Source organism: Reichenbachiella sp. MSK19-1 (assembly GCF_003590315.1).
GTDB lineage: Bacteria > Bacteroidota > Bacteroidia > Cytophagales > Cyclobacteriaceae > Reichenbachiella > Reichenbachiella agariperforans.
In genome coordinates, this window is the sequence record NZ_MIER01000015.1 from 730,806 (window position 1) to 744,869 (window position 14,064).

Here is a 14,064-nt window from a genome sequence, read left to right on the forward strand (position 1 = left end):
AATTCGTGAGCTAAAGGGATCTAGCGATTTTAGATCTAAATATTTAAAAATCGCTGTATGAAAACCTTACTTACCACTCTATTAGTCTTTACACTTTTCTCTGGGTATGCTCAATTAGAGATTACGAGCTTATCTCCTAATCAAAACGAAAATTACGCGTTAATAGACCAGGATATCGAAATAACCTTCAACGCTTCTATTGATGCGACCACTTTGGCAGACAACATCATTGTCACCAGTGCCGTCAAAGGTGCTTTGCCGTTTTCTGTTTCTGGCGGAGGTACTGCCGTCATCACAGTGAATCCTACGAATGATTTCTTGTATGGAGATCGGATACAAGTGACGCTGACCGAGTCCATAGAATCTACTGGAAGCGATCCATTGACGAACGGTTTTTCATTTACATTTCGAGTCAAGACCTTGCCGGCATATTCTACTCCTCTTAGCCTTGCCAAATTGGTAACCAGTATAGGTGCGGGAGCAACACAAATAGCTGACATAGAGGGTGATGATGATTTGGATATATTAGGAGGTAATTATGGAAACATGCGTTGGTATGAAAATGATGGAGACGAAAACTTCTCCTATGGTGCCAGCGATGAAGTTTATGATGCAAACCCTACTACCATACAGGTAGGTGATATTAATAGTGATGGTTATCCAGATGTCTTGGGTGTAAGTAATTATTTTAATTATGTCAATTGGTATGAAAATGATGGTACTGGCAGTTTTTCAGAAAACGTGATAGTAAACTCAGGCTATGCGCCGTACGCAGCTGATGTAGCCGATTTGAATGGTGATGGATTGAACGATATAGGCGTAGCAACTAATGGCGGAGGAGTTGTTTTGTATATCAATTCTGGTTCGGGAACCTATATACCACAAAACATGTCAGAAACCCACGCTAATGGAAGAGCGGTAACTTTTTCTGATATAGATGGTGATGGTGATATGGATATATTATGTCAGCCATTAGGATCTAATACTAGGTTTGCATGGTACGAAAACGATGGCGCCCTTTCATTTACTGAGCATTTTATAGACGGTAATGGGTATGGTTTTAATACAGAGTTCCAAGTTGTAGATTTAGATGATGATGGTGATTTAGATCTGATCACCACATTTCATAATAACGACTGGTTGTTATGGTATGAAAATGATGGTAGCCAATCCTTTACAAAACATACAATAATCAACTCAGCGGAAGTGATGCATAACCCATCGGTGGGCGATGTAGATGGTGATGGAGATATGGATGTTTTTGCAGCAGATAATGTAGGTAAAGCTATACTTTGGTTTGAAAATGATGGACTTGAAAACTTTACAGAAAGAACACTATGTGCGGACATAATCAGACCATATATTAGTGATTTAGTCGACTTAAATTTAGATGGGCGATTGGACTTAGTAGGTACGGGTAATGAAAAAATTATTTGGTTTGAAAACAAAACCAATGAATCTCCTGTCTTAGACACCCCCTTAGCAGACCAAGTTACTCAGTCATATCTAACCTTCAGTTATCTCGTACCTTCAGATGCCTTTTCAGACCCTGAGCTATCAACACTCAGCTATAGTGCTGCTTTATCCAATGATGACCCTTTGCCCGATTGGTTGACTTTTGATCCAGAGTCGAGGAATTTATCAGGGATTCCTACTGCCACTGATGTAGGTACTATATCAGTTAAAATAATCGCTACTGATCCAGGAGGGTTATCTACAGACGATGTAATTGATATTGTGATCTCACCTACTTCGCTGATGACCATAGACGACCATTCGCCTACACATCAGAGTCGCGGGATTGTTGCATCATCTAATATTAGTATTACTTTTTCTGAAAGCATAGATGCCACTACACTCAACATCCAACATTTCCAAGTCATTGGCTCTATGTCTGGTTTGGTTTCGGGTGCTTTTTCTGGTGGTGGCACGCCCAATATTATTTTTGACCCGACTAATGATTTCTTTCCGGGAGAGGCCGTGAATGTAAAAATATTGACTGCTCTGACGAGTCAAGGGGGAAGTATCGTGGTAGAAAATAATACTTTCAGTTTTGTCGTAGGTGCGGCTGTCTCCCCTAGTAGTCCAGCATTAATCGTAGGATCTACCGAATTATCAGCAGGGGCAAATGCCGAAAAACTTAAAATGATTGATTTGGATGGAGATGGAGATTTAGATATACTTAATGGTATTGATACGGGCAATATTGAATGGTATGAAAACGATGGGGATGGCAATTTTAATGCTACTACCATAGATAATTCAGGATCATCCCTAGGGTTCGATATAGGCGATATTGACTTGGACGGAGATTTAGATTTGGTTACTGCTCGAAGGCCTACAATTCAATGGGTCGAAAACGATGGCAATGAGACATTCTCAAGTCACTCAATTAACACCGATCTTGACTTTATCGGAAGTGTCATTTTATCTGACATAAATGGAGACGGGTACCTTGACGTTATTGTATGGGAAATCAACTCTGAAGGAATATGGTGGCTAAAAAATGATGGTGCAGGCAATTTTACTCAAATAGAATTAGGTGTTTTGACTCAAATGACTGAGACGGTACTTCCTGTCGACTTGGATCAAGATGGAGATATGGACCTTGTGGCAGGTGGGCATGTGTACGCTTCCAATACACTAGTCTGGTTTGAAAACGATGGGTTCCAAAATTTCACTCAGCATCAAATAACGACAGACGCTGATGGTGTATCTGATTTGGATGTAGCAGATGTGGATGGCGATGGAGATTTGGATTTGCTTACCGCTGAGAATAGGGAAGATCATGTGGTGATCTATCAAAACGATGGCAATCAGGTATTCACCGATACGAATATTTTTGAGGGTACGGACGGTCCCAGTTTCGCAAGGTTTGTAGACATAGATGCAGATGGAGACCTAGATATTATCACCAGTGCAGCTGACATCAAAGAAGTAGGTTGGCTAGAAAACAAAGGCTCATTAGATTTTACCTATTGGCATATAGCAGATAAAGAAGGCTACTCTATGGTTTTTGGGGATGTAGATAGTGATGGTGATTTGGATTTTGCAGCTATTTCTACAGTAGATTCAGATATCACGATTTATGAAAATGTAGTCAATCAAACGCCAGTGGTAGATACGCCCAAAGAAGATGAAGAGGTAATAGGTGATGTAGCGTTTTCTATCTCAGTGGATGATATCTTTGTAGACCCTGATGGTAGTGATGTTTTTGTCTATTCCATGACTTTGGACAATGGAGATCCTTTGCCAGGATGGATGACCTTTAGCAATGAGACGCGTTTACTGACAGGCACTGCTCCTCTATCTGCAGAAAGTGAGTACAGCCTAAAAGTGCGAGGAACCGATCATGCGGGAGAATATGCAGAAGACGTATTTGAGCTTTGGGTGACACTACCCCCACTGATTTCAATAAGCTCTTTTTCGCCATCACTCGCGACATACAATGATACGAATGTCACGGTCTCCATTGTGTTTGATAAAACGGTAGAAACCACTACTTTGGACGATGCGATCATTGTTAGGAATTCTAAAGGGTTGCGAGTATCAGGCCTTATCTCTGGTGGAGGTACTGCCACGATTAGCTTTACGCCTGATGACGCTCTATTAAACAATGAAGAATATCGCGTATTGGTTTCATCTGATATAGAGTCCGAGGATGGTGGGATTAGCGTTTCTGCGTATTCATTTTTCTTTTACACGAACGCCGATATTTCAGGTGCCTTTTTTCAAAAACAACCTACCATCGCACAACCTATAGATCCAACTAGTATTGATCTAGGTGATATGAATGGAAATGGAGTGAATGACATTATAGCCTCTAGTGTGTCTTCTGGAAAAGGCATTTCTGTGAATTGGTTAGATGTTGAGAGTCGAGCAACAACTACTGCCACCAATCTCAATACACAAGCAACTCATTCTATCGTATACGACATGGATCAAGATGGCGACTTAGATATTGTGAGTGTTTGGTCACTTAGCAACGCCATAAAAATTGACAGCAATGACGGAACGGGTTCATTTACGAGCAGCAACTTGATTACAGGTGTTTCTGGTGCAAATGATTTCAGTCTCTTGGATATGGATTTTGATGGAGATATTGATGTAATCGTACCGTCAGACAACTCATTGGATTATTATGAAAATGATGGTACGTTGAATTTCACCAAACATCATCTATCCAATGACGACCATACAAATGTGACGGTAGCAGACCTGGATTTGGATGGTGATTATGATGTGTTAGGATCTGGCGGAGAATGGTACGAAAATGATGGTTTTCAATCATTCGAATCTCACGAGGGTTTTGAATTTAAAGAAGCAGCAGTGGTAGATATCGATCAGGATGGTGACATGGATATCGTCAGGTTACACTACAGCAGTGATTTAGAAATTTTATACAATGATGGCACATTAACATTCACTACTGAAACTATTTTTGACGATAATTTTGAGGACTTTAAAGTTGCCGATATAGATGCCGATGGTGATTTGGACCTTGTTGTAGCCTCTCAAACTACAAACTCACTATTTTATTTAGAAAACAATGGAGATGATACCTTTGATACACAGCTATTATCCGGTCAAGAATTGGGTATTCAGCGTCTTCAGGTCTCTGATATCAATGGAGATGGTCGATTGGACATCCTAACCTCCAACTACAATGCTGACGAAATTGGTTACTTCAAAAACCGCAACAACACTGTACCGACAATCGCCAATGCATTGTCCAATTTGGAGACCAACGAAGATGCAGAATTCAGTTTTAGCATTCCAAGTGAGACATTTGAAGATGCTGATTCAGATGAATTGACCCTCAGTGTGACACTAACAGACGATTCGGACCTTCCTGATTGGTTAAGTTTTGACGATTCGGACAATTCTTTGAGCGGTACACCTTTGCAAGCCAACGTAGGGACGATTGCGATAAAAGTATCTGCTGACGATGGTGCAGGAGGTAATGTCTCTGACGAATTTGATTTGACTATACTCAATGTCAACGACGCACCAACTGTGTCTAGTTCAATAACCAAAAAAACAGCCATAGTAAATGCATTGTTCAGTTATGAAGTAGCTGAAGCTACATTTGCTGATGAAGATGGTGATGAATTGACAATGACCGCATCTTTGGATGACGATTCGGAGTTACCAGAGTGGCTAACATTCGACACTGAAACAAACACCTTTGAAGGAACGCCAGTAGTAGATGATGTCGCTGAATTTGACGTAAAACTAATAGCCACTGATCCTAATGATGCTAGTGTTACCACTGAGTTCACCATAGAAGTTTCTATTCAAAATGATGCACCAATAGTTGCTAATGAAATTGGGGATTTAGAAACCGATGAGGATGACTTGTTTGAGCTTTCTATTAATGAGAATACGTTCAGCGATGCGGATGAAGACGAATTGACTTATTCAATTTCATTGTCAGATGATTCTGACTTACCCGAATGGCTGATTTTCGATGAGGAAACGTTGAACTTCTCCGGTACACCACTACAAGACAACACAGGCGTATTGATGATTAAACTGACCGCACAGGATGAGTTTGCATCTGTCAGCACTACTTTTAGTCTGACTATCAATGAGGTCAATGACGCACCTTATTTGGCTTCTGGACTCAGTGACATAGAAGTAGACGCAGGAGCAACTGTGTCAAAAGTACTCACAGGCCATTTCAGTGATGAAGAGGATGAAGAATTAAGCTATTCTGTGACATTGGCTGATGGAGAAGACTTGCCGGATTGGTTGACTTATGATGAAGAGACCAAAACCCTATCTGGTATCAGTAGTGAATCTGTAGTTGGAGATTGGGATATTAAAGTGACCGGTACTGATGTAGGAGAACTAACAGTTTCTGATATTTTTGAAATTAGTGTGATCTCAACCAATCAGTCACCAGTGAATGCTAACCCATTAAGTGATCAGACTGTATTCATTGATGTAGTATCGACAATCGATATATCAACTGTTTTTGAAGATGCTGATGATGAAGTATTAGTTTATACAGTGACATACAATACAGGCTCTACAGTGCCAGAATGGATGTCCATTGAAGGTGATGTTTTCACCATCAACCCGCCAACTGGATCAGTTGGGGACTACAGCATTCGTTTCGAAGCTACGGATCCTCATGGAGCAAGTGTTTATTCTTATGTGGATATTGAAATAGCCAAACAAAGTCAGTTGATTACCTTTAGTGATTTGACAACTAAGACTTACGGGGATGAAGAGTTTGACTTAACAGCAGTCGCTAATTCTGAATTGGCAATATCATACTCGAGCTCCAACTCTTCGGTGGCAACTGTCTCAGGTAGCACGGTTACTATTATTGCCGCTGGCACGACAACAATCACTGCCTCTCAAGCAGGAAACGAAATTTACAATCCTGCAACAGCAGTCGAGCAAGTTTTAACTGTCAACAAAACAGAACAAACTATCACATTTGCGGAAATAGCAAATATAGACATTGCCATAGGTAGCGTAGCGTTGGATGCAACGGCTAACTCTGGACTCACGGTGACTTATGAACTCACTGCAGGTGACGGCTCCATAGAAGACGGTACGTTGACTGTCAATACTACAGGCACATTTACCATCATCGCGTCACAAGCAGGTAATGATAACTATCTGGCTGCTGAGTCGGTTTCACAATCATTTGAAGTGACAAGTCCCTCTAAATCTGATCAAACCATCACTTTTACCACATTGGAGGAGAAAACCTTTGGTGATGAGGCTTTTGACTTGACTGCTACTGCGGATTCAGAACTCGAGGTGACCTATACCAGTTCGGACGAAAACGTCGCGACTGTATCTGGTAGCACAGTTACCATTGTTGGCGCTGGCACGACAACAATCACTGCTATACAGACAGGTGACGAAATTTACAATCCTGCAACAGCAGTCGAACAAGTTTTAACAGTCAACAAAGCAGAACAAACAATCACATTTGCGGAAATAGCAGACATAGACATTACCATAGGTAGCGTAGCGTTGAATGCAACGGCTAACTCTGGACTCGCGGTGACTTATGAACTCACTGCAGGTGACGGATCTATAGATGACGGTACGTTGACAGTCAATGCGACAGGCACATTTACCATCACCGCATCACAAGCAGGTAATGACAACTATCTGGCTGCTGAGTCGGTTTCACAATCATTTGAAGTGACAGACGCTTCGAAATCCGATCAAATCATCACGTTCACAGCTTTGGAGGAGAAAACCTTTGGTGATGAGGCTTTTGATTTGACTGCTACTGCGGATTCAGAACTTGATGTAACCTATACCAGTTCCGATGAAAACGTCGCAACTATATCTGGTAGCACCATAACCATTGTTGGCGCTGGGACTACAACAATCACTGCCACGCAGACAGGTGACGAAACCTACAACCCTGCTACAGCTGTCGAACAAGTTTTAACAGTCAACAAAGCAGAACAAACCATTTCCTTTACAGAAATAGCTGACATAGACATTGCCGTAGGTAGCGTAGCGTTGGATGCAACGGCTAACTCTGGACTCGCGGTGACTTATGAACTCACTGCAGGTGACGGATCTATAGATGACGGTACGTTGACTGTCAATGCGACAGGCACATTTACTATAGAAGCTTCACAAGTAGGCAATAACAACTATCTGGCAGCTGAGTCGGTATCACGGACTTTTAAAGTAACAGACGCTACTAAAACGTCACAGACTATCAGCTTTCAATCCATCAAAGACCAAACCTATGGCACTGAGGTTAATCTGTCAGCTACCGCTACGAGCAACTTACCTGTTGTATTCGAACTAATTGCTGGTCAAGGATCTATTACAGAAAGTTCTCTTCAAATTTCAGGTGTTGGTCAATACATCGTAAGAGCAATTCAAGATGGAGACAACGAATTCCAATCAGCTATAGCTGTAGAGCATAGTTTCAACGTCTCGAAAGCAACGTTGAATTTTGAAGCAGAAGATATTATTCTGGATCAAGGAAGTTCATTTCCTGAATTCACTTACAATATCTCTGGCTTTAAACTAGGAGATACCATCGATGATTTAGATGAACTACCTACCCTAGAAACAAATGCCGAAACTTCAGATATTACAGGTCAATTTGATCTATTGTTGACGGGTGGAACAGACACTCATTATGACTACAACCTTGTTAATGGTATTTTGACCATCAAACTGGTGTTAAGTGTGAGTAATGAAAACGTGACTGTAAGCATCTACCCTAACCCATCTGACAAGGTTATAACAATAGAGACAGAGTTAGACCAAGCAGAGATGAAACTGTTTAACCTAAATGGAGAGTTAATCAAAACGATTCAACATAGAGGAGGAACAGAAATCTTAAACATTGCAGATCTTGATTCAGGAATTTATTTTGTTCAACTCCTCAATGAAGAAACACGTGTGACTAAAAGATTAATCGTAAAACACTAAATACTCAACTACACAACAACTAAAAGGGCAGTATAATCTACTGCCCTTTTTTTATCCAATAACTTGTAAAACCTTCCCCACTGCTCTAACCCTTCAATAGATATAATTATTAATCTCACCTGAAAAATATTGAAGCTCACCGATTTCCGCTTTAGTAGGCTGTAGGGCTGTGCTATCATTGCATCGTAATCAAATTCAAACAAACAAAATATTACTACGATGAAAACGACAATCAAAACAATCGCCCTGACCCTAATGGTAGCATGCTCTTCACTAGCTTTCGCTGGAGAAAAAGCTGAAAAAGTAGTGAGCCCTGAGCTTAAAGTACAGATCAAAGCGACTGCTGATTCTAAAGTAATCGTGATCTTTGACAAACTAGAAGGTGAAGAAGTAAAAGTAAGAATCTATGACAATTACGGTGCTTTGATCTATTCTGACAAGAAAGTAGAAGGTGCTAAATATGCCAAAGCATTCGACCTATCTGCTTACCCTGCAGGAAACTACGCTTACACAGTATCCAACGACGTGTATAGCGTGAAGAAAACTATCGCATTGAAGTAAGGGTACTGCCCTACTTGATGAATTTGAGCCTTGGCAGTATTTGCCGAGGCTTTTTTATGTCCTTTTATTTCATATAGCGGTTTCGTTCAAAATAATGTTTGATTCTAAATTCAAAACATTATCTTCGAGTATATCTCAGACCAACCAAGATGAAAGTCGCTATTTTACTAGCAGTACTACTGCCCCTTTTCCTCTCCAGTTGCGCTCCTAGTAAGGAGGGACTGTTCGATCAACTCAACGAACCTGAAGTCACCATATATTTGAGTGAATACGATCTAGACTCCATCCCACCAGAGATCAACGCTCTAAAAGACTGCCAAAAACTCAAGATCATGATGGACACGAATTGGCAAGTCTACCCTCCCCTGTCACAATGGTCCAGTTATATCGATTTATATATTTCAACCCCACCATTTCATAAAATCCCTTCCGAACTTTGTGAACTTACTCAACTAAAATCATTAACGCTTGTAGACCTCAACCTCACAACCCTACCCTCCAACTTGGATCAACTCACTCGCCTTGAAAAATTAAACCTATCCATGAATAAATTAGATCTCAAACAAGAACTTTCTAAACTCGATCAACTTCCCATGTTGACAGAGCTAGTCGTTACTGGTAATAAGATCGACACGCTCTCCATGAAGCTATGGATACTCAGCAATCCTCAAGTCAGTGTGATCTATTGAAACCATAAATCACACGCCCACTTTACTAAATCACAACCTGAGCTACTCACCTCCCCCTTATAGATTCATCCATTTTTTACCATTCCCTATTCATATTGACTTGCTTACTCTTATTAATTATTATTTTGCAAGTAATCCTTACGGGTCGCCACACCTACCTAACTATCCGTATGAACTAAAAGCATGCATTGTATGAAAATTAAGCTAACGCTAATTACCCTTCTTCTCAGTATATGTGGTGGTGTATATGCCGTAGACACCTTTCAGCCTCAGGTTGCTGATCCTATGCAGGAGGCTTGGCGTTATGCATTTTTTCCAGAGTTAGATAACAAGGGAGTCCGTAGTATTACCTCTGACATGAAAAGTGAAGTGATATGGTTCGGACTGGACTCGGGGGTAGCACGCTACGATGGCTATAACTGGAAGTACTTTACCGCCTCTGATGGCATCAAAGGGACAGCTGTGCAAAAAATGTTTTTGGACAAGGACGATCAAGTCTATGCCGCCACCAAAGAAGGTCTATACAAGCTGGTAAATGAGCAATGGGCCTCCGTGTTTCGCCTCCCAGCAGCAGTCAACCTTCAATTCAAAGTTATCAAACAACTCCAAAGTGGCCGCATCATCTGTGCGACCAACCTAGGAGTAATCCTAATCACCGAGCAGAAACCGATCTTCCTCAGCAACACCCTTAACATCACGGCTCTAAAACAACAGGACGCAGCACTCGCTTATCTGCAAATCCCAAGCCCTCTGCTCTTAAATCAAAAATTCGACAACATATCAGACATTTTTGAAGTTACCAAAGGAGAACTCTGGATATCCATCACACACCATCTAGAAGATGAAAAGGGAGACATCATGATGTTTTCTGAAAAAGAAATCGCCAATCAGCAACTCACCAGCTACGGTCTACTTAGTAATTATTACAATATCGATTTGGGTTATGAGCACCACATCATGGAAAGCTCTAAGGGTGATATATGGATCATCAACAAGTCCAACAAAGTACCAGCACTCAAGTTTTCTAACAACCAGTGGAGGCCCGTCCCTTATGGCAAACAATTCGGAGATGACGAATACTCAGAAAACATCCTAGAAACCGAAGATGGTAAAATATGGATCAGTGGTATCGGAAATCTCTATAGCCTAGATACTGACGGCACCTGGCACAAATACAACTCAGAGACTTACAAAATCCCACATGGTCACATCAAAATTCATTCTCCAGGCAATTCCAAACTCTGGATCTACGAAAACAAAGCCTCCGTCACACGAGTGGATTTATCACAGGATCGATGGCTCACCTACCTTGGACTCAACTACCAATGTACGACAGACAATGGGGACACTTGGTTCTTAGATTTCGAAGGAAATGTAATCACCAATCAAGGTGGACAATGGAGCAAGTTCACGATGCGTCATGGACTAATTGACAATCCAGTTAGTCTCTATGCAGATTCGGAAAATTATATCTGGGCAGTAGGGAGTGACGAGGGTATAGCCGCCGCGAGTCTATTAGAAGATAAGCAGTGGATCAAAATGCAGTTTGACTCCTTGTCATGGGGAGTCGACTACCGAGCGGTCTTCGAGTCCAAAGACGGATCTATGTGGCTAGGGGGTAGTTCTGATGTCTATCTAGACCGTGGACAGTCTGGTGGCCTAGTCCAAATCGTCAACCCACACAGCCAATACAGAAAGATCATCTATCACAAAGGTCGAACCAACGGGCTTAACCAACTCAATGCCTATGGTATAACACAGTCTGCTGACAATAGAATTTGGATCGGAGGCACAGGACTCTGCTATTTTGACAAGATTTCATGGAAATACCTAGACATACCTGATCTCAATGATTTCGTCAACGATGTACAGCATGACGACAAGGGCACACTATACGTCGGATCCAGACAGCACGGTCTATATATCTATGAAAATGAGCAATGGACAAACTACTCCATGAACAACGGACTGATGAGCAACAACATCATCAGTGTCTGCACCAGCCAAAACGGGGATGAAGTATGGCTAGCCACTGACAAAGACATCAGTTACTTCAATGGGCGAGTCTGGACCAACCACATCTTTCCCGAAAAACTCACACTATCCTACGAGGGAGGTACGATCAAGACCAACCAGTTTGACGAAGTATGGATCAGTAGATCACTACGAGAATGGAAACGACGCGTCTACACGGGTAAAAAACCCGATATCGCGATCAAAAGTAAATTCAATACCTACCGCTTTATCAAAGACACCATCGCTCCACAAACGGAGATAACAGTCTTTGCGGAGACAGTGGACAACACTGGTAATACTTCCATTTTTTGGACTGGACGTCATTTTTTCAATAAAGTCAGTGCGGATAATCTAAGCTACTCCTACCAGATCAATGACGAACCTTGGTCCAAATTCAGCAGCCAGAGCAACCACACATTTTTAGGACTCACCAATGGAGACTACACCTTCAAAGTACGGGCTATGGATACTGAAGGTAACATAGATGCTACACCTGCGACCGTCCAGTTTACAGTACTCCCACCCGTTTGGAAACAACCCTGGTTTATCATCTTGATTGGGTCACTATTATTGGTCATTGGTTATTTCATCTATGTGATCATGAAAAAGCAAGAGATTCTAGAAAAGCTAAATGGCTCACTCCAATCCGCTAATACGGAACTAGAATCTCGAAACATCGAAGTGCAAAAGCAAAAAGACTCACTCGAAACAGCAGTACAAAAAATCGAAGAGCTCTCAAATGCCAAGGTCAAGTTCTTTACCAATATCACTCATGAATTTAGAACGCCACTTAGCTTGATCCTAGGACCAATAGACAAACTCAGCAAGGATGCTCCTGCTAATGCCGCTGAGCGCAACTACTACGACCTGATCAAAAAAAATGCACTCAGACTACAAAAACTCATCAACCAGCTCCTTGAAATCCGAAGAATAGAGGCCGGAAACCTTGACTTGGTACTTGCCGAAAATGATATCGTATCTTTTACCGAGGGGATCAAAAACCTGTTTACCAATCAAGCTTTGGACAGAGAGATCAATCTTCAATTTCACTCCGACTTCTCCAAACTCAGTATCCAATACGATCAAGACAAAGTAGAAAAAGTACTATTTAACCTGATCTCCAATGCCTTCAAGCACACACCTCGAAAAGGACAAATTAAAGTAAGCATCCTACAAGCCGAAAAGTACCTAATGAAGGACACCGATTTGGAATTTATCAGACTAGTAGTCGAAGACAACGGAACAGGGCTGGATCAAGAAGTCATGAATACGATTTTCGAACGATTCTCAGTCGGGCACAACGATGTAGAGCAATTCCAAAAAGAAGAAAATAGCGGCATAGGACTATCCTATATCAAAGACCTAATCGATGCACACAAAGGAAATATCAAAGTAGAAAGTGAGCCTAATCAAGGCACCAAATTCACTGTGTACATTCCTGAGAACCTAGAAGCACAAACCTCCGACCTGACCACTCCAGTTGACAAGAATTTTGTATCCAACTACACACATCCTACTGAGACATACAGTGTAGAAAATGAACTCAGTCTCAACCTCGAAAACACGCAAACAAAAGACAGTACGAAACAAACTATACTGGTGGTAGAGGATAATGTTGATATGCTATCCTTCATCAAATCACTGCTAACTCCACAGTACAATATACTCTCTGCCAGCAACGGAGCGCAAGGACAAGAGGTCCTAAGTAGGGAATACGTCGATCTCGTTATTAGCGACATCATGATGCCCAAAATCGACGGCATCACACTCTGCGAATCTATCAAATCGGATAGCACGACCAGTCACCTGCCCGTGATTTTACTCACTGCCCTGGCTATGGATAGCAAACGCATCAAAGGTTATGAATCAGGTGCAGACTCTTATATCGTCAAACCTTTCGAGCCAGATCTACTGCTCGCCCGTGTCCAAAACCTAATCATATCCCGAGAAAAGCTCAAAGAAAAATACGCCGATAACCTCAAGTTCAAACCCAAGGATATCAAAGTCACTTCCGTAGACGAGGAGTTCCTCGACAAACTCTCACAGCTCCTCGAAGAAAACGTATCTGATACCCAGTTCGATGTAGGAAAACTGTGCGAAATGGTCAACATGAGCCACATGCATTTCATCCGAAAAGTCAAGCAACTTACAGGCAAAAAGCCAGTCGAGTTACTCAAGACCTTTAGACTCACTCGTGCCAAACAGCTACTGGCCCAAGACAAAATCAACGTCTCCCAAGTAGGCTACATGGTAGGCTATGATCTACCCAATTCGTTTACACGAGCCTTCAAAAATGAGTTCGGGATGTCACCGACTCAGTTCGTCCAAAATCCAAACACCGAACACACCAAAAAAACCTAGT

Annotated in this window: 4 protein-coding genes; all 4 read left to right on the forward strand. The window is 41.6% G+C overall.

The features are described from left to right. The first annotated feature begins 57 nt into the window (after positions 1-57). The 4 genes from BGP76_RS11060 (at position 58) to BGP76_RS11080 (ending at position 14,063) form a co-directional block, all read left to right on the forward strand. Entirely contained in the window at positions 58-8,436 is an 8,379-nt protein-coding gene (locus tag BGP76_RS11060) for an FG-GAP-like repeat-containing protein (RefSeq protein WP_119844704.1), read from the forward strand. 219 nt (positions 8,437-8,655) lie between these two features. After that, the gene (locus BGP76_RS11070) at positions 8,656-8,997 is read left to right on the forward strand and encodes a T9SS type A sorting domain-containing protein (protein WP_119844706.1); all 342 of its coding nucleotides are present in this window, start codon (positions 8,656-8,658) and stop codon (positions 8,995-8,997) included. Positions 8,998-9,146: 149 nt separating this feature from the next. Continuing rightward, a complete protein-coding gene (locus tag BGP76_RS11075; protein WP_073121932.1) occupies positions 9,147-9,686 on the forward strand; it encodes a hypothetical protein in 540 nt (179 codons plus the stop codon). Between the two features lie 192 nt (positions 9,687-9,878). Beyond that, positions 9,879-14,063 carry a hybrid sensor histidine kinase/response regulator transcription factor gene (locus tag BGP76_RS11080; RefSeq protein WP_158584243.1) on the forward strand — a complete coding sequence of 1,395 codons (4,185 nt, stop codon included), beginning with the start codon at positions 9,879-9,881 and terminating at the stop codon, positions 14,061-14,063. Position 14,064: the final 1 nt, after the last annotated feature.

Excerpts from the sequence above, each read along its gene's own strand:
- BGP76_RS11080 (WP_158584243.1), top strand. The coding sequence starts at position 9,879 with ATGAAAATTAAGCTAACGCTAATTACCCTTCTTCTCAGTATATGTGGT.
- BGP76_RS11070 (WP_119844706.1), top strand. The coding sequence starts at position 8,656 with ATGAAAACGACAATCAAAACAATCGCCCTGACCCTAATGGTAGCATGC.
- BGP76_RS11075 (WP_073121932.1), top strand. The coding sequence starts at position 9,147 with ATGAAAGTCGCTATTTTACTAGCAGTACTACTGCCCCTTTTCCTCTCC.
- BGP76_RS11060 (WP_119844704.1), top strand. The coding sequence starts at position 58 with ATGAAAACCTTACTTACCACTCTATTAGTCTTTACACTTTTCTCTGGG.